The 19,598-nt window shown below is 74.4% G+C and carries 19 protein-coding genes; 12 read left to right on the top strand and 7 right to left on the bottom strand.

The genetic code is table 11. The features are described 5' to 3' along the window. The first annotated feature begins 194 nt into the window (after positions 1–194). The 3 genes from AVW11_RS38185 (at position 195) to AVW11_RS01235 (ending at position 3,198) form a co-directional block, all read left to right on the top strand. A complete protein-coding gene (locus tag AVW11_RS38185) occupies positions 195–527 on the top strand; it encodes a helix-turn-helix domain-containing protein (RefSeq protein ID WP_240528099.1) in 333 nt (110 codons plus the stop codon). Further along, complete coding sequence (locus AVW11_RS01240) at positions 521–1,429, top strand: XRE family transcriptional regulator (protein WP_240528097.1); 909 nt, start codon at positions 521–523, stop codon at positions 1,427–1,429. The genes AVW11_RS38185 and AVW11_RS01240 overlap by 7 nt, the downstream gene beginning before the upstream one ends. Positions 1,430–1,833: 404 nt before the next feature. Then, entirely contained in the window at positions 1,834–3,198 is a 1,365-nt protein-coding gene (locus AVW11_RS01235) for a phosphatase PAP2 family protein (protein WP_030854609.1), read from the top strand. Positions 3,199–3,256: 58 nt separating this feature from the next. On the opposite strand, the gene AVW11_RS01230 is transcribed toward AVW11_RS01235, so the two are convergent. Together AVW11_RS01230 and AVW11_RS01225 are read right to left on the bottom strand one after the other, a co-directional pair. After that, positions 3,257–4,789, bottom strand: a complete 1,533-nt coding sequence (locus AVW11_RS01230) for an amino acid permease (protein WP_030854611.1) — start codon at positions 4,787–4,789, stop codon at positions 3,257–3,259. Between the two features lie 84 nt (positions 4,790–4,873). Beyond that, positions 4,874–5,854, bottom strand: a complete 981-nt coding sequence (locus AVW11_RS01225; protein WP_030839789.1) for a hypothetical protein — start codon at positions 5,852–5,854, stop codon at positions 4,874–4,876. A 290-nt stretch (positions 5,855–6,144) separates the two neighbouring features. On the opposite strand from AVW11_RS01225, the gene AVW11_RS01220 reads away from it, so the two are divergent. The 4 genes from AVW11_RS01220 (at position 6,145) to AVW11_RS01205 (ending at position 10,864) form a co-directional block, all read left to right on the top strand. Beyond that, positions 6,145–7,581, top strand: a complete 1,437-nt coding sequence (locus tag AVW11_RS01220; RefSeq protein WP_076042935.1) for an FGGY family carbohydrate kinase — start codon at positions 6,145–6,147, stop codon at positions 7,579–7,581. Beyond that, on the top strand, positions 7,578–8,978 hold the full coding sequence (locus AVW11_RS01215) for an FAD-dependent oxidoreductase (protein WP_076042934.1): 1,401 nt from the start codon (positions 7,578–7,580) through the stop codon (positions 8,976–8,978). Before AVW11_RS01220 ends, AVW11_RS01215 begins: the two co-directional genes overlap by 4 nt. Positions 8,979–9,034: 56 nt before the next feature. Further along, positions 9,035–10,222, top strand: a complete 1,188-nt coding sequence (locus AVW11_RS01210) for an NAD(P)/FAD-dependent oxidoreductase (protein ID WP_076043019.1) — start codon at positions 9,035–9,037, stop codon at positions 10,220–10,222. Between the two features lie 156 nt (positions 10,223–10,378). Further along, positions 10,379–10,864 (top strand): hypothetical protein, encoded by a 486-nt coding sequence (locus AVW11_RS01205; protein WP_143568785.1) that lies wholly within the window; start codon positions 10,379–10,381, stop codon positions 10,862–10,864. Here AVW11_RS01205 and AVW11_RS01200 read toward each other — a convergent pair. Next, positions 10,854–11,027: a CsbD family protein gene (locus AVW11_RS01200; RefSeq protein ID WP_076042932.1), complete on the bottom strand. Its 174-nt coding sequence runs from the start codon at positions 11,025–11,027 to the stop codon at positions 10,854–10,856. The two genes, AVW11_RS01205 and AVW11_RS01200, sit on opposite strands and share 11 nt — an antisense overlap. Before the next feature lie 200 nt (positions 11,028–11,227). On the opposite strand from AVW11_RS01200, the gene AVW11_RS01195 reads away from it, so the two are divergent. From AVW11_RS01195 to AVW11_RS38895, 3 genes are all read left to right on the top strand, one after another. Beyond that, positions 11,228–11,716: a flavin reductase family protein gene (locus tag AVW11_RS01195; protein WP_076042931.1), complete on the top strand. Its 489-nt coding sequence runs from the start codon at positions 11,228–11,230 to the stop codon at positions 11,714–11,716. Positions 11,717–11,813: 97 nt separating this feature from the next. Next, positions 11,814–12,149, top strand: coding sequence for a hypothetical protein (locus tag AVW11_RS01190; RefSeq protein ID WP_076042930.1), 336 nt, complete (start codon positions 11,814–11,816; stop codon positions 12,147–12,149). A 150-nt stretch (positions 12,150–12,299) separates the two neighbouring features. Next, entirely contained in the window at positions 12,300–14,483 is a 2,184-nt protein-coding gene (locus AVW11_RS38895; protein ID WP_076042929.1) for a tetratricopeptide repeat protein, read from the top strand. Positions 14,484–14,516: 33 nt separating this feature from the next. On the opposite strand, the gene AVW11_RS01180 is transcribed toward AVW11_RS38895, so the two are convergent. From AVW11_RS01180 to AVW11_RS36290, 4 genes are all read right to left on the bottom strand, one after another. Continuing rightward, complete coding sequence (locus AVW11_RS01180; protein ID WP_076042928.1) at positions 14,517–15,821, bottom strand: MFS transporter; 1,305 nt, start codon at positions 15,819–15,821, stop codon at positions 14,517–14,519. Beyond that, entirely contained in the window at positions 15,818–16,942 is a 1,125-nt protein-coding gene (locus tag AVW11_RS01175) for a PLP-dependent cysteine synthase family protein (RefSeq protein WP_076042927.1), read from the bottom strand. Before AVW11_RS01175 ends, AVW11_RS01180 begins: the two co-directional genes overlap by 4 nt. A 128-nt stretch (positions 16,943–17,070) precedes the next feature. Then, on the bottom strand, positions 17,071–17,511 hold the full coding sequence (locus tag AVW11_RS01170; RefSeq protein WP_143568784.1) for a hypothetical protein: 441 nt from the start codon (positions 17,509–17,511) through the stop codon (positions 17,071–17,073). Between the two features lie 311 nt (positions 17,512–17,822). Continuing rightward, positions 17,823–18,218, bottom strand: a complete 396-nt coding sequence (locus tag AVW11_RS36290; RefSeq protein ID WP_143568783.1) for a hypothetical protein — start codon at positions 18,216–18,218, stop codon at positions 17,823–17,825. A gap of 105 nt (positions 18,219–18,323) precedes the next feature. Here AVW11_RS36290 and AVW11_RS01160 point away from each other — a divergent pair, with 105 nt between their 5' ends. Both AVW11_RS01160 and AVW11_RS01155 read left to right on the top strand, forming a co-directional pair. After that, positions 18,324–18,761, top strand: coding sequence for a DUF6153 family protein (locus AVW11_RS01160; protein ID WP_076042924.1), 438 nt, complete (start codon positions 18,324–18,326; stop codon positions 18,759–18,761). 123 nt (positions 18,762–18,884) lie between these two features. Next, positions 18,885–19,541 carry a DUF305 domain-containing protein gene (locus AVW11_RS01155; RefSeq protein WP_076042923.1) on the top strand — a complete coding sequence of 219 codons (657 nt, stop codon included), beginning with the start codon at positions 18,885–18,887 and terminating at the stop codon, positions 19,539–19,541. The last annotated feature ends 57 nt before the right edge of the window (positions 19,542–19,598 follow it).

The raw sequence follows: 19,598 nt of genomic DNA, 5'->3' as shown, positions 1-19,598 counted from the left end.
CTTGCGCGGGGCGACCGCGCGGGTGTGTGGTGATCCGTCGTTGATCGGCCGTAGAGCAGGGGCGGCGACCATCGGCGCCAAGGGGAACGACGGCTCCGAGGTCACCACCGGTCGCAGCCGCCCCCGGCGGGCCGCACGGCCTCCGGGCCCCTCGGTCCCCGGTACTTGGCCAACCCACGGAAGGTGGACCAGGCATGCACGGTGTTACGTCGCTGCAGTCGACGACGACAGGCTTCGGAGAGCTGCTCCGGGTCCGGCGCGAGCGTGTCGGACTCACCCAGCAGGTGCTCGCCGATCACGCGACGCTGAGCGTCCGGGCCATCCGGGACATGGAGAGCGGGCGGGTCCAGCGCCCCCGGCAGGAGACGGTCCGGCTGCTGGCCGACGCGCTGCGGCTGGAGGGCCAGCACCGGACGAGCTTCGAGGCGGCCGCGCGCCGGCAGGCACGCGCCGAGGAGCCGCGCGACGAGCCGACCGCGCCGCCCGCGGGGCGATCGTCGGCCGGGAGCTGGAGGTCGAGGTGCTGACCGACGCCCTCGCCGTGCACGGCGACCGGCTGGTGACCGTGGCGGGCCTCGGCGGAGTCGGCAAGACCCGGCTGGTCCTGGAGGTCGCGAGACGGCTGCACCTCGCCCCACGGTGGTCGGTGCGCTGGATCGACTGCGGCCGCCGGTCGGTCGCCGTGCAGGCGCGCACGGTGGGGGAGCGGCCCACCCTGCTGGTGCTGGACGGAGCCGACGCGGGCGTGGACACGGCCCTGCTGGACGAACTGTTCCACCGCTGCCCCGACCTGCGGGTGCTGATCACCGCCCGGGTGCCGCAGCCGCTGCCCGGCGGGCAGGGTATCCCGCTCGCCCCGCTGCCCGCGCCCGGGCCGGAACTCGACCACGACCCGGTGGCGCTGGCCGAGGTGGGCGCCGTACGGCTGCTGCTCTCGCACCTGCGCCGACTGCGGCCCGGATTCAGCCTGGAGGCCGAGGAGGCGCCGGCCGTGGCCTCGATCTGCCGCCAGCTCGACGGACTGCCCGGAGCGCTGGAGCTGGTGGCCGGCTGGTCGACGGTGCTCTCCCCGCGCCAGCTGGCGGCGCGCCTCACGGACGGGCCGTTCCCGCTGGCGCCGCCCCCGGCCGGCTTCGGCGGCCGGGCCGAGGTGGGGGCGGCGCTCGGCGCCGCGCTGGACCGGCTCACGCTCGGCCAGCGGGACCTGCTGGAGCGGCTCGCCGCAGCGCCGGGGGACTGGTCGGGCGAGGACGCCGTGGAACTGAGCGGCCGGCCGGCGCAGGAGTGCCTGGCGGCGGTGCACGAGCTGCTGGCGAGCGGCCTGATCCGCAGCGTCCCGTCCCGCGACGGCGTCCGGTTCACCGTGCTGAACCTCTGCCGGCGCCTGTGCGGCACCGGTGTGTACGGGGAGCTCGCGGCGGCGGGCTGACGCGGGGCGGCGAACCCGTTCCACGCCCCCGGCTACGGGCCCGGTCCGCGCGCCCTGTGGCCCCGGTCCGCGCCCCCGCTGCGCGCCTCCCGCCTGGGCCGATACTGCCCGAATCCTGCCGGGCGAGCTGCCGGTCCGGCGCCCGGAACCTCCCTAGCGTTCTGTCCACGGCCGGGCGGGCCAGCCCCCCGGACATCCACCCAAGGTGTGCGAGTCCGAGGCCATGGTCGTCACGACGAGGGCCTCTGCTGATGTGGGGGAATTCAGCATTCCGCCCGGTGCGCCCGGCAGATCTCCGGTTTCACCGCTGTGGCCTTCACTACTTTTCCGAACCGGCCCACCAGCTCCGCTAACATGTTCGAGCGAACAATGATCAGGTTGACATATGAACATCGGCTGAAAAATTGATATCTGCGGAAAAGCGAGCGATTTCGCGAAAGGGCGGCGGAGCCGAGTCCGCTGCATGGCGTCGCCCGAGCGTCGTGCTGTGGGTCGCGGTGGGTGCGGTGGCCCTCGGATTCCTCATCGCACTGGAGATCGCCGCGCGCGGTTACGGCGTGCGGGGGCCGATCACCGACCAGGCGCGGGAGGTGGTGTTCGCCCCCAAGTCCGGGACGGTGCTCTACGCCAGTATGGCCCTGATGCTGGTCGTGCTCACCTGGCGGCAGCGGTTCATCGCGATCGGCGCGGCCGTCGGCATCGACCTCGTCTTCTGGCTCGTGCGCCGGGCGGTCGGCGCCGAGATGATGTACGGCAACGGCGCCCTGCTGGTCACCCTCGCCTGCGCCGTCATCGCGCTCACGCGCCGCACCGGCCGTGAACGGATGCTGCTGCTCCAGGGCGTCGGACTGGCCCTGCTCCTGGTCACGGGCCGCAAGACCGGATACACCTGGCTACTGATCACGTCCAAGACCCGCCCGAACGTGCTCGACCCGTACGTGGCGACCGCCGACCAGGCGCTGGGCAACCCGTCCTGGGTGGCGGGCCGGATCGTCGAGGCCACCGGGGTCGTCGGCTTCCGCGTCCTCGAATTCGTCTACATCCAGCTCGCGGTGATGGCGGTCGTCGTCTCGCTGTACCAGCTGCGCAAGGTGGCGGTCGAGCGCCGCTTCCCGCGCCATCACCTGGTGCGCACCTTCCTGGCCATCGGCCTGCTCGGACCGGGCATCTACATGGTCTTCCCGGTGGTCGGGCCGATCTTCGCGTACGGCGCCGACGGCGGCCAGTGGGCGCTGGCCGAGCTCTGGCCGAACACGCCGCCGCCGATCACGACCCCGCAGCCGATGCCGTTCGACGAGTTCACCCCGCGCAACTGCATGCCCAGCCTGCACACGGCGTGGGCCACCGCGATCTTCATCCACTCCCGCAAGGCCCCGCGGGCCCTGCGCTGGGCAGGAACGTTCTGGCTGATCGCGACGCTCGGGGCGACGCTGGGATTCGGCTACCACTACGGCGCCGACATCGTCGCCGGCGTCGTCTTCACCCTCACGATCGATGCCGGACTGCGCACCCTCGACCACGGCCGGGACCGCAAGGGGATCCAGCTGGTCGCCTACGGCACCGCCGTCTTCGTCGCCATGCTGCTGTCGTACCGCTACCTCTCGATGGAGATGGCGGCACACCCGTGGGTGTTCGGGCCGCTGCTCGTCCTGTCGATGGTCTCGGTGATTCATGGCTACGTCCGGCTCACCAAGCGGTGGGACCGCCTGGCCGCGGCGGCGGCGCACGTACCGCAGCAGCGGCGCGAACAGCAGCCCGAACTGGTCTGAGACGACACCGCGCGCGCCCCGGTGCGGCGGGGCGCGCGCGGACGGCCGGACGGCCGGGTCAGACGATGCCCTCGGCGATCTCGGCCTGCTCCCGGGCGTTGCCGTAGGCCGACGGGGTCCCGTACGAGCGCCGGGCGGCGTACCACCAGGCGCTGGCCAGGACCAGGACGACGGCCAAGGCGATCACCGCGTAGTTCATCGAGTCGATGGTCACCGGCGACTTCTGCGGCAGGCAGAACAGCACGGTGACGACGGCCACCCATACGACGGCGGTCCAGCCGATCGGCTTGCTCCAGCGGCCCAGGCTCCACGGGCCGGGCTGGAACCGGTTCCCGGCGCGCAGCCGCAGGTAGATCGGGATCGCGTAGGCCGGGGTGATGCCGATGACGTTGATGGCGGTCACCGCCCCGTAGGCGGTGGCGGAGTAGAGCGAGGGGAGCGCCAGCACGGCCGCGACGGCCACGGAGAGCCACACGGCCGGGACCGGCGTCTGCGTACGGCTGCTCACCTTGCGCCACAGGGCGGAGCCGGGGAGAGCGTTGTCGCGGCTGAAGGCGAAGACCATCCGGCTCGCTGCGGCGACCTCGGCGTTGCCGCAGAAGAGCTGTGCGACGATGACGACGAGGAGCAGGGCGGTGGCGCCGCCGGAGCCCAGGGCGTCGATGAAGATCTGGGCCGGCGGGACACCGGTGGCGGTGCCCTGGACGGCCGCGTAGTCCTGGATGGCGAAGGTCAGGCCCGCGAGCAGGGCGAAGCCGGCGATCCAGGACACCCAGATGGCCCGGACGATGCCCCTGGCCGCGGAGACCGACGCGTTGGAGGTCTCCTCCGAGAGGTGCGCGGAGGCGTCGTACCCGGAGAAGGTGTACTGCGCGAGCAGCAGGCCGACCGCCGCCACGTAGAAGGGGTTGGCCCAGCCGGTGTCGTTGACGAACTCGGTGAAGACGAACGAGGGCGACTGGTGCTGGTCGGGTATGAAGGCCAGGGCGCCCACGATCAGGGCGACGCCGCCCAGGTGCCACCAGACGCTGACCGAGTTCAGCACGCTGACGAGGCGGACGCCGAACAGGTTGAGCGCGGCGTGCAGCAGCAGGATGCACAGGAAGATCACGAACGTCAGGCCGGGGGTGGGCTCGACGCCGTACTGGAGGTTGAGGAAGGCACCCGTGAACAGGGCGGCGCCGTAGTCGATGCCGGCGATGGCGCCGAGCAGGCCGAGCAGGTTCAGCCAGCCCGTGTACCAGCCCCACCGGCGCCCGCCGAGCCGGTCGGCCATGTAGTAGAGCGCTCCCGAGGTGGGGTAGGCGCTGGTCACCTCGGCCAGGGCGAGACCCACGCAGAGCACGAACAGGCCGACGCCCACCCAGCCCCACAGCATCACGGCCGGACCGCCGGTGCCCAGGCCGAAGCCGTAGAGGGTCATGCAGCCGGACAGGACGGAGATCACCGAGAAGCTGATGGCGAAGTTGCCGAAGCCGCCCATCCGGCGGGCGAGGACGGGCTGGTAGCCGAGCTCCCTGAGCCGTTCCTCCTCGTCCCGCCGGGGCGGGGCCTTGCTGTCCTGGCGGACGGTCGGCGCGGTTCGGGACATGGGGGAGTACCTCCGGGGGTCGTGAGGAGCGGGGGTGGGGCAGAGGGGGGACCGGCGGGGGCGCGGGGCGGGGGCCCCGCGCGGTCAGCTCCGGGCCGTCAGGCTGCGGGCACGGGCCCGCAGGAAGACCTCCATGGCCAGTTCCTGGTCGGCGGGGTCGCGCGTGCGGTGGGCCCACGGCAGGGTGGTCCAGTACCGGTCGATCGCGTCGAAGACCTGCGCCGCCGCGCCGAACAGGTGGGCTCCCCACAGCGCGTGCGCGAGGTGGTTCAGGTCGAGCTGGGAGGCACGGCGCAGGTCGCTGTGGCGGAACCAGGTGGTCAGGGCGTGGCCGGCGTCGCGGACGGCGTCCTCGGCGACCCAGTGGAGGTCGAGCGCCTTCTCCTGGCCGCGCTCGCGGCGGTAGCGCTCGACGCTCAGGTAGAGCGGCAGGAGGTGGACGGCGGACTCGGGCGGCGCCGAACCGGACGCCCAGTGCACGAAGTTGGCGGCCTCGGTCAGCGGTCCGGGCGTGGCTGCGCACACGAACTGGAGCATCCGGTGGTACGCCTCGCGGTTGTGCGGGTCGCGCTTGTCGACCTGGGCGAGGATGCCCCAGGGGCCGCGGGGCAGCATCAGGGCGGGCGGCGGCTGCCGGTGCTCGTCCATCGAACGGTGCTCGTCGAGGAGGGCCAGCGCGAGGAGGCAGACCCAGGGCACCGGGTCGGCGGGGCTGAGCTCGGCGGAATCGCGGCAGGCGGCCCACGCCTCCTGCCACAGTTCGCGCGTACGGGGGTGGCGCGCCCGGTGGGCGCGGACGGCGCGCTCGACGACGACGCGGGTGTGCATGACGGACGCCGCGACGCTGCGCGGGTCCTCGGCCCGCCAGGCCTGGACCACGTCGGATCCGGCGGCGACCGCGGCCAGCACCTGGGTGCGCTGGGTCCACAGCCCCCAGCCGTCCGTCCGGTCCAGTAAGTGCGCCATCGCCAGCCAGCGTCCGGTGCGCAGGTCCTGCACGGCCACCCGCAGGTCGTTGTCGTGGCCGGCGGGGTGGTAGACGGGCCGGAAGTCGCCGCCCGCCATCACCTCGCCCCGGTCGACGGGTAGTCGGGACGGGCGCGTCTTGCGGTGGTCGTGGTCATCGGTCCTCGCATCGCATGGCCTTCGCGCCTGGTGATCGGCGATCACTATAGAGTGACTATGAGCGTTCGAGTCATGAAACTTTTTCGAATGCAAGTATCAAGCCACATACAAGATATGAATTCGCGTCAGGAGGCCGGCCGGCCGCGCGGACGGATCTTGACGGGGCGGCGTCCGCTGGTGAAGGCTTCCCGGAGACGATCGCGCATGCCGACCACAGGGACGGAGTGGTGATGACGGGCCCGGTGCTCGCTGTGGACCAGGGCACCTCGGGAACCAAGGCCCTCGTCGTGTGCCCCGTGCGAGGAGTCATCGGTTCCGCATCCGCGCCCGTACGGCCCCGCCACCTGCCGGGCGGCCGGGTGGAGGTGGACCCCCGCGAGCTGCTGGAATCGGTCGTCGACGCGGGGCGCGCCGCCCTGGCCGCGGCCGGCGAACCGGTCGCCGCGGTGGGCCTGGCCAACCAGGGCGAGACCGTCCTGGCCTGGGACCCGGCGAGCGGTGAGCCGCTGACCGAGGCGATCGTCTGGCAGGACCGCCGCGCCGAGCAGCTCTGCGCCGAACTGGCCCCGCACGCGGAGGCGTTGCTGCACCGCACGGGACTGCCCCTCGACCCGTATTTCGCCGCGCCCAAGATGGCCTGGATACGTCGCCACCTCACCCGGCAGGGCGTCGTGACGACCAGCGACGCCTGGCTGGTGCACCGGCTCACCGGTGCCTTCGTCACCGACGCGGCGACCGCCGGCCGCACCCAGCTGCTCGACCTCGACACCGTCGACTGGTCGCCGGCCGCACTCGACGCCTTCGGCCTCACCGGCGAAGCACTGCCCGAGATCGTCGACGCGGACACCCGCGTCGGCACCACCACCGCCTTCGGACCCCCGCTCCCGCTGACGGGGCTGCTCGTCGACCAGCAGGCCGCACTCCTCGCCCAGCGCGTCACCGAGCCCGGAACCGCCAAGTGCACCTACGGCACCGGGGCGTTCCTCCTCGCACAGAGCGGCCCGAGCCCCCGCCGCAGCACCACCGGACTCGCCGGCTGCGTCGCCTGGCGCCTGGGCGGCGAGACCAGCTACTGCCTGGACGGCCAGGTCTACACGGCCGCGTCCGCCGTCCGCTGGCTCACCGACCTCGGAGTGATCTCCGGCGCCCACGACCTCGACACCGTGGGCGGGACCGCCCCCGACGCCGGCGGCGTCACCTTCGTCCCCGCCCTCGCCGGGCTCGCCGCCCCGTGGTGGCGGGGGGACCTGCGCGGATCGGTCACCGGACTCGGCCTCGACACGACCGCGGGACACCTCGTCCACGCGCTGTGCGACGGCATAGCCGCACAGGTCGCCGAACTCGCCGACGCCGTCGCCGCCGATCTCGGCGCGCCGCTGACCGCCCTGCGCGTCGACGGCGGACTGACCCGGTCCGCCCTGCTCATGCAGACACAGGCCGACCTGCTCCAGATCCCCGTCGAGGTGTCCGCGCTCCCGGACGCCACCGCCCTCGGCGTCGGCGCCGCCGCCCGGCTCGGCCTCGATGCCTCCCTCGCCGTGCACGAGGCCGTACCGCCGTGGAAGCCGTCCGCCGTCTACGAACCGAAGGCAGGCCCCGGGCAGGCCGCCGAGCGCCGCGCACGGTTCCGGACGGCGGTGTCCGCCCTGCTCGGGGGCCCCGCATGACCCTGACCCGGCGCGGCCCGCTGCCCGACGGCGACCCGTACGACGTGACGGTCGTCGGTGCCGGCGTGGTGGGCTCCGCCATCGCCCGCGAACTGTCCCGCCTCCCCCTGCGGATCGCCCTGGTCGATGCCGCCGACGACGTCGGCGACGGCACCTCCAAGGCCAACACCGCCATCCTGCACACCGGTTTCGACGCCGTGCCCGGCTCCCTGGAGGCCCGGCTCGTCCGCGACGGGCGGCGGCTGCTCGCCGCGTACGCCGCCGACAGCGGCATCCCGGTGGAACCGGTCGGCGCCCTGCTCGTGGCCTGGAACGACGAGCAGCTCGCCGCCCTGCCGGGCCTCGCCGACAAGGCCGTGCGCAACGGCTACCACCAGGCCCGCATCCTCCCCGCGGGCGAGGTACGGGCCCGCGAACCCGAACTCGGCCCCGGCGTGCTGGGTGCCCTCCACGTACCGGGCGAGTCCCTCATCTGCCCCTGGACGACCACCCTCGCCTACGCCACCCAGGCCGTGCGCGCCGGCGTCGACCTCCACCTCAACTGCCCGGTGCGGGCGGTCACCCCGGGCGAACCGCACACCCTCGCCACCGGCCGGGGTCCGCTGCGCACCCGGCACCTGGTCAACGCGGCCGGCCTGTACGCCGACGAGATCGACCGGCTCCTCGGGCACGCGGACTTCACCGTCACCCCCCGCCGCGGCCAGCTGATCGTCTTCGACGAACTCGCCCGCGGCCTCGTCCGCCACATCCTGCTGCCGGTGCCCGACGCCCGCGGCAAGGGAGTGCTCGTCACCCCGACCGTGTACGGGAACGTGATGCTCGGACCTACCGCCGAGGACCTGGACGACAAGACGGCCACCGGCTCGACCGCCGAAGGACTCGCGCTGCTGCGGGAGAAGGGCCGGCGGATCCTGCCGGCGCTCCTCGACGAGGAGGTCACCGCCGTGTACGCCGGGCTGCGCGCGGCCACCGGCCAGGAGGACTACGCGATCCGAGCCCGTCCCGCGCAGCGGTACGTCACCGTGGGCGGGATCCGCTCCACGGGCCTGACCGCCTCGATGGCGATCGCCGCCCACGTGGTGGAACTGCTCGCCGAAGGCGGTCTGCCCGTCACCGGTGCCCGCGAGCCGGAACCGGTGCGGATGCCCAACCTCGGCGAGGCGTTCCCCCGCCCGTACCGCGACGCGGCGATGATCGCCGCGGACCCGGAGTACGGCCGGATCGTCTGCCACTGCGAACGCGTCACCCGCGGGGAGATCCGCGACGCGCTCGCCGCGACCGTACCGCCCGCCTCGCCGGACGGCCTGCGGCGGCGCACCCGCGCCCGCGGCGGCCGCTGCCAGGGCTTCCACTGCGGAGCCGCCGTCCGCGCCCTCTTCGAGGAGGCCCGCCGGTGACCGACACGGACCGCCCCGATCGCACGGACCGCCCCGGCCGTACGGACCGCACCGATGTGCAGGCCGATGTGGTGGTCGTCGGCGCCGGCCCCGCCGGACTGGCCCTGGCCGCCCGACTGGCCCGATCGGGAGCCGGCCGGGTCGAGGTCCTGGAACGCGACCAGGAGCCGGGCGGCCTGCCGCGCCACCTCCACCACGGCGGCTTCGGCCGACCGCCGCTCCCCTGGCTGCGGGGCCCCGAGTACGCGCGGCGCTCGGTCGGGGCGGCGCTCGCCGCCGGGGCCTCGGTCCGTACCGGCGTCACCGCCACCGGCTGGGCAGGCCCGCTGTGCCTGGAGACCACCGGCCCGGCCGGCCTGGCCCGGATCACGGCCCGGGCCGTCGTCCTGGCCACCGGCGCCCGGGAGCGCCCGCGCAGCGCCCGGCTGGTTCCCGGCACACGCCCGCAGGGGGTGATGACCAGCGGCGAACTGTTCCAGGCGGTCCACGCCCACGGACTGCCCGTCGGCCGGCGGGCCGTGGTGGTGGGCGCCGAGCCCGTGGCCCGCCGTGCGGCGGCCACGCTGCGGCAGGCGGGCGCGGAGGTGGTGGCGATGATCACCGAGCGCCCGCGCGGCGTCGCCGCCGTACCGGGGATCCCCCTGCTCACGGCGACGACGGTCGGCGAACTGCGCGGGCGCGGCCGGCCGACCGGCGTGCTGATCCACCACCGGGACGGCCGTACGGGCCTCCTCGCCTGCGACACGGTCGTCTTCACCGGCGACTTCATTCCCGACCACGAACTGGCCCGCCGCGGCGGCATCCCCCTGGACCCCGGCACCCGGGGCCCCGGCGTGGACGCCTCCTTCCGCACGGCGGTGCCCGGCGTCTTCGCGGTCGGCAACGCCCTCCACGGCATCGAACGCGCGGCCACCGCCGCCGCGGAGGGCGCCGCCGCGGCGGCCGGCGTACTCGCCCACCTCGCCGGCGCCCCCTGGCCGCAGCCCGGCCCGCCGCTACAGGTCCGCGCCCCGCTCGTGTGGGTGACGCCGAACCGGCTCACGGGCATCGCCCGGCGACCGCTGCTGCTGCGCTCCGCGGAAGCCGTGACCGCCCCCGTGGTGACGGTGACCCAGGACGGCCGACCGCTGTGGCGGCGGCGGCTCCCGCTCCCGGCCTCCCCGTCCCGCTCCCTGCGCCTCCCACCCCGGTGGACGGCCCGCGTGGACCCCGAAGGCGGCCCGGTCGTGATCGCCCTGACCTGACCTGACCTGACCGCCCGCCAGCCCCGTGGCCCGTGCAAAGCACCGGAAGGCAAGGTCTCGTACCCCCATATCGGGCGAATTCCACGGCAATTGGCTTGCTGTGGTGTTCGGTGGCCCCTAGGGTCTTCGCAGTAGCGATCCGTGTGAGGGGGACCTGTGGTATCACGCCTGCGTCTCGCCGGGGTGTCGGCCGTCGCGCTGACCGTCGTCATCGGCCTGTCCGGCCCGGCATCCGCATCCGACGAGTACCGCTGTACCGCCTATCAGCACATCGAACTCCCGACCAGCGGGTTCAACACCGACATCACCAGTCGCGTGTGCGTCTGGCGGAACTTCAGCGGCAAGGTTCGGGCTTCCGCGTCCTTCAGCTGGCAGGAGGGCGGCGGCGGCAAGTTCAACAAGCTGCTGCTGAGCACGCGGCTGGAGAAGAACGACGTCATGAAGGCCGGCGCCGTCTGCAACTACAAGAACGCCGTCAACGCCGACGACGGAGGCGGCGGCTACGTCTGCTGGACCCCGTGGACCTCCGTGCCGGCGGGCGGCATCACCGGCGACGCCGGGCTGCTGTACGACCTGGCCGACGACGGCAAGGGCGACCTCCTCCGGAACCTCGGCGGCATGCGCGGCCGGGTCACTCCTTGAAGGTGTCCTTGATCTTCTCCTTGGCCTGCCGGGCGTTGCCCTTGGTCTTCTCGGCATGCCCCTCGGCGGTCAGGCGTTCGTTGCCCACCGCGCGGCCGGCGGTCTCCTTGACCTTGCCCTTGACCTGTTCGGCCTTGGCCCGGCTCTTCTCCTTGTCGGACACGACTGATCACTCCCTGGAGATTCGGCGTACGGATGCGTCGTACAACTCGCGTCTGACCCCGATCCCCGGTGGCAAACGCGACCCGCCGATCCCTCCGGGGCCGAAGTGACCACCAGGACGCCCGGTGGCACGATGGGGTGCCTCAGGCGGCCGTGAGCGGCGGAGTGCTGACGAGAAGGTCCGAGAGGGGGAGTGTCACCGTGGCGGAGCTGGACGCGTTCACCGACGTGCTCGACCACCCGGTGTACGTGGTGACGGCGGCGGCCGGGGACCGGCGCGCCGGGTGTCTGGTGGGCTTCGCCTCCCAGTGCTCCATCGACCCGCCCCGGTTCATGGTGTGGCTCTCCAAGGCCAACCACACCTACACGGTCGCCCGGACGGCCTCGCACCTCGCCGTGCACGCCCTGCGGGACGACCAGAAGCCGACGGCCGAGCTGTTCGGCGGCCGGACCGGCGACGACACCGACAAGTTCGAGAACCTCGCCTGGCAGCGGTCGCCCCACGCCCCCACGCCGATCCTGCAGGACGCCGCCGCGTGGTTCCTCGGCCGGATCGAAGGGCACACGGACGGCGGAGACCACGTCGGATTCCTGCTCGCGCCCGTCGAGGCGAGCCGCCCGGGCCCCGAGCGGCCGCCGCTCCTGCTCCTGAGCCGCGTCGCCGACCTCACGCCCGGCCATCCGGCCTGACGGCCCCCTTCTGTTTGCGGCCCCCACCGACCGCGCCGAGACTGGATCCGCGTGTGATCAGCCATCAGCCACCAGCCGAAGGACGACGGGAGAAGACATGTCTGGATACGGAAACGGATTCGCCTGCGCAGCCGGCGCCGAGGACTTCACCGCCACGGCCCACAGGACGGGCAAGGGCGGGCGCAAGGTCACGGTGAAGGGCACCTGCCAGTGCCGGACCCCCGGCTTCGCTCTCAAGCTGGCACTGGCGTCTCCACCGATCGTCCCGGTCCCCGAGGAACTCCACCTGGAACTGACCGAGGTCCCGCCGACCGAGACGACCGCCGCGGTCATCACGCCCACGGACGTGGAAGGCGAGTTCGACATCGGCGACGAGGTCGAACGGGTCCTCATCCGCAACCGGAACATCACCGTGCTCGTCAAGGAGGGGTGATCCCGCAACCGCCGCCCCCCGACAGGGGTGTCGAGGCCCCGTCCGACCGCTGACATCCGGTCAGGCGGGGCCTTCACCCTGCCGCCCCGGGTTCCGAATTCACCCGCACGGGTGAAAATGGGGGCCGGCCACGGACGTGTGGGGGGCGGCATGCCGGTGTTGCTCGTACGGGAGAACGGCCGCGTGCGCGGCTGGCCGGCCTATGTCGGGGCGGTCGGCCTGGGCGCGGCGGCCCTGGCCCTGGCCTCGCTGTGGACCAGCGGGGCGTGGGCCACCGGAATCGGCGCCGCCGTCACCGCCTTCTCGGGCCTGGCGGCCGAGCGGCTGCAGCCCCCGCGGGGTACGGGGCCCGGCGGGGCCGCGGGAACAGCGACAGGAACCGGAGCGGACGCACTGCTGCGCACCGCGGCGGGCCGCATCCCCCTACTGCGGCAGGTGGACCGCCCCGAGCCCGCCGGCGCCCACCACGCGGACGGACATCCCGCCGACGGGAGCCGGACCCCGGCCGCGCCCCCCGCGTACATCCGCCGCGACGTGGAACCCCAGTTGCGCGACGCTCTCCGCCGGGCCGGATTCGTCCTGGTGGTGGGGGAGTCCACCGCCGGCAAATCCCGACTGGCACACGAGACGGCCCGCGCGCTCTTCCCCCGCCACGCCTTCGTCCGCCCTCTGGGCAGGGCCGCGCTCCCGCAGGCGCTGCGCGTGGCCGGCAAGCGGCGGCGGGCCGTGCTGTGGCTCGACGACCTGGAGGAGTTCCTCGGCGCGGGAGGGCTCACGACCGCGATGCTGACCGCCCTCTCGGCACCGGCGCCGGGGCGCCGGTTGGTGCTGGCGACCATGCGCACCCAGGAGTTCCGGCGCTTCGACGCCCGCGAGGAGAGCCGGCTGACGGGATCCGACCGCGACGCCTGGCGCACCCAGCGGGACGTGCTCCGGCAGGCGGAGGTGGTCCGGCTGGCCCGGCACTGGTCACCCGAGGAGCGCAGGCGGGCCGCCGCCCACGGGCAGGACCCCCGGATCAGGGCGGCGCTGCGCGCGGGCGACCGCTTCGGCATCGCGGAAGTCCTGGCCGCCGGGCCGGAGTTGCTGGCGGCCTGGCACAACGCCTGGACACCGGGCGGCAATCCGCGCGGTGCGGCCGTGGTCGCGGCAGCCGTGGACTGTCGGCGGGCCGGGCTGCGAACCCCGGTGAGCCGGGACCGCCTGCGCGAACTGCACCGGCCCTACCTGCTGGAACGCGGCGGCGGCGACCTCCAGCCGGAACCCTTCGACGACGCGATGAACTGGGCCTGCACGGCGGTCTACGCCACCAGCGGCCTGCTCATCGGCAACTACACCCAGGGGTACACGGCCTTCGACTACCTCCTGGGCGCGCCCGGCCTGCCCCCGGTGCCGGAACACCTGTGGCAGACCCTCGTCACCAGGGTCACGCCGACCGAGGCCTACGACATGGGCCTGCTGGCCCACCAGGAGGGGAGACCGAGGCGGGCCGCCGAAGCGCTGTCCCGGGCCCGGCTGGGCGGGGTCCCCGGCGCCGACTTCCTGCTCGCGATCACGGTCGGCGACGCGGGGCGGCCGCGCCGGGCCGCCGCAGACCTCGCCGGGATCACCCGGCGGCGCGAGGACCGGCTGGGCCCCGCCCACCCGGACACCCTGGCCGCCCGCCACCAGCTGGCCTTCTTCACCGGAGAGGCGGGCAACCCGCACGCCGCGGCCGGCCGGTTCGCCGCCCTGGCCGCCCACACCGCGGCCGTCCTCGGCGCCGACCACCCCGACACCCTGGCCGCCCGGCACGAACTGGCCTACTTCACCGGCGAGGCGGGCGCCCCGGCCGAGGCGGCCCGGCAGCTGGCCCGGCTGCTCGCCGACCGGCTGCGGGTCCAAGGCCCGGACGACCCCCAGGTGCTCGCCACCCGGCGCAGCCTGATCTGGTACCGGGCCGACGAACCGGCCCGTACGCAGCAGCAGTTGGCCGAGCTGCTGGCCGACGCCGAACGCTGCCTCGGCCCCGGAGACCCGCACACCCTCGCCGTCCGCAGCAGCCTCGCCGCCTTCGCGGCCCGGGCGGGCCGGACCGCCGAGGCCGCGGCCGCCTGGGAGTCGCTGGTGGCCGACCGCACCCGGGTCATGGGCCCCGACCACCCGCACACGATCTACGCCCGGCTGGAATGGGCCCGCGCGCTCGCCTCCTCGGACCGCCCCGAGCAGGCCCGCACCCTGCTGACCCGGACCCTCCGCGACGCCCGCCCCCTGCTGGAGCCGGGCCACCGCCATCTGCGCCTGGCCCGCGAGCTGCTGGCCGGCCTCCCGCCGGCGGGGCCGCACCGGACCTGACCCGTGTACGGCCCGCGCCGGGGGAGGGGCCGGTCAGGCGGCGGCCGGCTCCGCCCGCCCCGTCGGGACGGGATCCGGGAGGCGCCCGCTGCGGTGCAGCCACCGGACGGCGGCGGCGCACAGGGCTCCCAGGGCGGCCAGCGACAGCCACGGCAGCGCCGCCGCACCCGAGGCCCCGGCCGCGTCGAGGGCCGCACCGGTGAGCAGGTTGCCCGCCGTGATGCCGATCCCGCAGACCGTGTTGTACAGCCCGTAGTGCGTCGCGACGAGCCGGTCCCCGGAGAGCCGGACGATGGTGTCCATCTCGAACGGATACGCGATCATCGTGCCGACGGCGAGCAGCAGCGCCGCCAGCGTCGCCGGCCCGGCCGCCAGGAGCCACCGCCCCGGACCCCCGTCCGGCACCGGCACGGCCGCCGCCAGGAGCAGCGGCACGAACGCGCCGCCCATCACCAGCAGCCCCCCGGTCAGGGCCCCGCCCGGCGTCGTGCGCGCCTTGCACCACGCGGTCACCCGCGTCTGGAACAGGACGGTGCTCAGCCCCGACACGGCGAACAGCGCGGCCGTCGCCGCCCCCGCGAAGGGCCCCTCCCCGCCGAGGCGGCGGACCTCCAGCGGCAGCGCCAGGTACACCTGGAAGGTCAGGACGTACGACCCGGTCATCGCGGCGGCGAAGAGCAGGAACGGCCGGTTGGCGAGGATCCCCCGCCACTGGGCCGGCACCGTCTCCCGCGCCCCGCCCGGCGCCGTGGCCGCCCCCTGCGCCCGGCGGGCGGGCAGGCCGCGGATCTGTACGACGCTCAGTACGGCGAAGATCCCGGCCGCCGTGAGGCAGGTGACGCGGAAGCCGGCCCCGGTGAGGACCATCCCCACCAGCGGCCCGAGCAGGATGCCGGCCTGGTAGAAGACGTTGAACAGGGCGAACGCCTCCACCCGCCGGTCGCCCGCGTCCGCTGCCAGGTACGCCCGGGTCGCCGGGTTGAACAGAGCCCCCGCCAGCCCGGTGGCGGCGGACGCCGCCAGCAGGGCGGGCACGGACTCGACGAGTCCGAGGGCGGCGAAGCCGGCGACGCGCAGCACCAGCCCCGCGATGATCATGGGTTTGCAGCCGAGCCGGTCGGCGAGGGTGCCGCCGATCAGGAACATGCCCTGCTGGCTGAAGTTGCGTACGCCGAGGACCAGGCCGACGAGCCAGCCTGCGAGACCCAGCGAGCCGGACAGGTGCGCGGCGAGGTACGGCATCAGCATGTAGAAGCCGAGGTTGATGGTGAACTGGTTCACCATCAGCAGGCGGACGCCGCGGTCGTAGGAGCGGAACTGCGCGAGGGTGCCCTTCACCGGTCGGAGCCCTCCGCCCGTTCGGGGGAGCCGCCGGCCCGCTCCTCCAGGGACAGCGGATCGACGACGGCCGCACACCGGGTCCAGCGCGTGACCTCCTTCTCGTCGACGCGTCCGACGACCTCCGGTTCGGCGGAGGGCGGGCCGTCGAGGAGCCCGTGCGCCGCGCAGTAGTCGTCGTCGTAGACGGTGCCGAGGTACCGCTGGGGCCCGTCGGGGAAGACCGCGGCGATACGGGTGTCCGCCGGCCGGGTCCGGGCCAGCCAGCCCGCGACCAGCGCGACGGCGCCCACGCTCCAGCCGCCCGTGGCGTAGTGCGAGGCGGCGAGCTGCCGGCAGGCCCAGACCGCCTCGGCGGGCGCCACCCAGTGCACCTCGCCGAAGTCGCCGTAGGCGACGTTGCGGGGGTAGATGCTCGATCCGAGTCCCCGCATCAGGCGGGGCCGGGCGGGCTGGCCGAAGATCGTCGAGCCGATCGTGTCCACGCCGACCAGCTCCAGCTGCGGGTAGAGCTGCCGCAGCACGCGGGAGACACCCGCGGAGTGCCCGCCGGTGCCGACGCTGCACACCAGGACGTCGATGTGCCGCAGTTCGGTGGCCAGTTCGAGGGCGAGGGGCGTGTAGGCGCCGGTGTTGTCGGGGTTGTTGTACTGGTCGGGGCACCAGGATCCGGGATCGCGGGCCATGAGCTGCCGTACCCGCTCGCGGCGGGCCTCCTGCCATCCGCCGGAGGGGTGCGGCTCGGCCACCACGTTGACCTGGGCTCCGTAGGCGGTCAGCAGTTTCGTCATGGACGGCTCCAGGCCCGGGTCGGTGACCAGCGTGACCGGATGCCCGTGGACCAGGCCGGCCAGGGCGAGCCCCAGGCCCAGGGTGCCGCTCGTGGACTCGATGATCCGGGCGCCGGGCAGCAGGTCGCCGCGGGCGCGGGCCCGTTCGACCATGTGCAGGCCCGGCCGGTCCTTGATGCCACCGGGGTTGAAGCCCTCCAGCTTCGCCCAGAAGCCGTGGCCCTGGGGGGCGAACGGCTCGGACACGCGCAGGAGCGGGGTGTTGCCGACGAGCCCGGACAGGGCGGCGCCGCGGGCGGGCGGGGTGGTTCGTGTGGACGGAGAGGACATCTTCCTCTGCTCTCGTTCGTAGACGGATGTTTCCGTGCACGTCTCGTCCGCCTCCGTGGCGCAGGGGTGTCGGCCCGTACGCGACGGCGGGGGACGGCGGCCGTGGGGACAGGCCGCACGAACGGCTTCTAGATCCGCCAGCAGCAGATGCGGGTCCTGGTTCTGCGGCCCGCGAGCGCGGTGTCGGGAGACCGGGAGGCGCGGCGCCGTACGGGGCCGGGCGACGCGGTGGCGAGCACCGCGAGGAGCACCGCGAGGAGCACCGCGAGGAGCACCGGGAACGCGGCCGGGCGCTGCGCCGCGGATTCCTGGACGCCGCGGGGCGCGAGGTGCAGGACGCAGGGGTCGTCGGGGTGGGGGACCCCCGGGGAGTCGGGGGCGGCGCTCTCGTGGTGGTGGACCGGTGCGGAACGCGCGGAAGCCTGCCGTGGGGCCGGCTGGCCGTCGTGGACCAGACAGCCGATGAGGGCCGCGGTGAACGCGGACAGCGCGAGGAAAGCGGACAGCGCGAGCAGCGGCCGCACGAGGACGCCCGCGCGGCGCGCGGCGGTGGAAGGGTGCAACGACACGGCTCCTCCGGGGAGGTGCTTCGGACCGTGGGCGGGGGCGGGGGAGCCCGGTAGGGGCGGGCGGATGGTCCGCGGGTCATGCCGAGTCTTCCGCCGATGCCCGCCGGGCCCGGTCGGAGCGGGCCCCGAACACCCGGGAAGGGTGAACCGCATGCGCCGCGTGGCCCACCGGACCGCCGACAGCGGACACGGACACGGACACGGGCGGGAGCACGGACACGGGCGGGAGCACGGACATGCGTGGGGGCACGGACACGGGCGGGGGCGGACACGGACACGAGCCCGGGCATGGGCGCGGGTCGGCCGGAGGGCTAGATACGCAGGACTCCGTGCGCGGGCCGAGCCGGAGTGCCGCAGGTCTGCGGGGCCGCGCCGGGGGCGGGGCGTCCCTCCGTGCGCAGGGCGGGCGTGGCCGGACCGGCGACCGTCTGCGGATGGCCCGCGGGAGCGGTGCCGCGGTCGGAGCGGCCGGGCATGCACTGCTCGGACGGATGCGTGGAACGGTCCGCGTCGAACGCGCGCGCCTGCGCCGAGGCGGCGACGGCGGAAGCGGAGCGGCCGGAAGGGGCGTGGTGCATGTCGCCGCCCGCGCCGGTCCCGTGCGCGTTCAGCAGACCGACAAGGAGCAGGGTCAGCCAGAGGAGCACCAGCGGACTCCGGTTTCCCCGGATCCGCGGCACGCCGGAGGACGACCGAGCCGTGATCATGTCGTGATCCTAGCCACCCCTTCGCGGGCGACGGCAGGCCCGCTCGCACGAATGGCTCGAAAGCGGTGGGGGCTTGGCGGTGCGCGATGGCCGTACGATGATCCCGTGACCCGCACCTGCCGCCCGACGAACCGGCGCCCTTCGGCGCCCGGTGCGGCCTTGGCGGTGCTGGTGCTGGCGGTGCTGACCGGGATCCTCGGCATGCACGCCCTGGGCCCCGCCCCGGCATCCGCCGCCGTGTCCGCCGGCGCCCATCACACGGCGGCCGGGGACCACGCAGCTCCCGCCGCCGAGCAGACGCCTCCCGCCGCCGAGCAGGCCGGCGGGGACTGCTCGCACCCCGCCGGCGGCTCGGGCCATGCCGAGCACGCCGACGCCACCTGCGCCGCAGCCGGTGTCGCCTCGGCGTACTCGCCGCCGGCACTCGCCGAGGCGCTCCTCGGCTTCCCCGGGACGTCCTCGTGGGAGCCCGCCGAACCGGTGGCCGCGGCCGGTGCCCGGGCTCCGCCCGATCTGGCCGAACTGCAGCTGCTGCGGATCTAGAGCAGCCCGCGCGGCCCGTCCCGTCCGGCACCCGCCGGGCGCGAACGGCCGTGCTCCGGGCCCCTCTTCATCCGTTCTTCCCGCATGCCCGAACCGGGCTGCGGATCAAGGAGCAGCACCACCATGACCAGTAAGCGTTCCCTCTTCCGTCGCGCCGCCGCCGCCGTCACGGCCGGCGCGGCCGCCGCCGTCCTCGCCGCCTGCGGCGGCGCCGACAGCACGAGCGCGCACGACGGCGGCCACGGCGCCGCGTCCGCTGCGGCGTCCCCGTCGGCCACCGCCTCGGCCCAGGCCCAGGCCCCGGCCGCCCAGGGGCAGCACAACGCGGCCGACGCCGCCTTCGCCAAGGGCATGATCCCCCACCACCGCCAGGCCGTGGAGATGGCCGATCTGGCACCCTCCCGAGCCCGCTCCGCGGAAGTGAAGAAGCTCGCCGAGGACATCAGGAAGGCGCAGGACCCCGAGATCAAGACCCTGTCCGGGTGGCTGGCCTCCTGGGGTGAGCAGGTGCCCGCCGAGGGGGCCATGGACCACTCCGCGCACGGCATGTCCGGGATGATGACGGCGGAACAGATGGACAGGCTCAAGAGCGCCTCGGGCGCGGCGTTCGACACCGCCTTCATGGAGCTGATGGTCGAGCACCACGAGGGCGCGGTGGCGATGGCGAAGACGGAGCAGGCCCAGGGCGCCTTCCCCGCGGCCAAGGCGATGGCCGACGCGATCGTCACCTCCCAGTCCGCCGAGATCGCGCAGATGAACAAGCTCCTCGGCAAGGGCTGACCGCCCCCGGCGGGCCGGGGCGGGCGCGCACGAGCGCTCCCGCCCCGGCCCCCGGGG

It is taken from the genome of Streptomyces amritsarensis, assembly GCF_001953875.1.
GTDB lineage: Bacteria > Actinomycetota > Actinomycetes > Streptomycetales > Streptomycetaceae > Streptomyces > Streptomyces amritsarensis.
Note: the sequence above shows the minus strand (reverse complement) of the source record. Positions and strands in the feature narration are given on the sequence as shown.

Coding starts and splice junctions, on each gene's coding strand:
- AVW11_RS38185 (WP_240528099.1), top strand. CDS start 195: ATGCACGGTGTTACGTCGCTGCAGTCGACGACGACAGGCTTCGGAGAG.
- AVW11_RS01230 (WP_030854611.1), bottom strand. CDS start 4,789: ATGTCCCGAACCGCGCCGACCGTCCGCCAGGACAGCAAGGCCCCGCCC.
- AVW11_RS01225 (WP_030839789.1), bottom strand. CDS start 5,854: ATGGCGGGCGGCGACTTCCGGCCCGTCTACCACCCCGCCGGCCACGAC.
- AVW11_RS01220 (WP_076042935.1), top strand. CDS start 6,145: ATGACGGGCCCGGTGCTCGCTGTGGACCAGGGCACCTCGGGAACCAAG.
- AVW11_RS01215 (WP_076042934.1), top strand. CDS start 7,578: ATGACCCTGACCCGGCGCGGCCCGCTGCCCGACGGCGACCCGTACGAC.
- AVW11_RS01190 (WP_076042930.1), top strand. CDS start 11,814: ATGTCTGGATACGGAAACGGATTCGCCTGCGCAGCCGGCGCCGAGGAC.
- AVW11_RS38895 (WP_076042929.1), top strand. CDS start 12,300: ATGCCGGTGTTGCTCGTACGGGAGAACGGCCGCGTGCGCGGCTGGCCG.
- AVW11_RS01175 (WP_076042927.1), bottom strand. CDS start 16,942: ATGTCCTCTCCGTCCACACGAACCACCCCGCCCGCCCGCGGCGCCGCC.
- AVW11_RS36290 (WP_143568783.1), bottom strand. CDS start 18,218: ATGATCACGGCTCGGTCGTCCTCCGGCGTGCCGCGGATCCGGGGAAAC.
- AVW11_RS01155 (WP_076042923.1), top strand. CDS start 18,885: ATGACCAGTAAGCGTTCCCTCTTCCGTCGCGCCGCCGCCGCCGTCACG.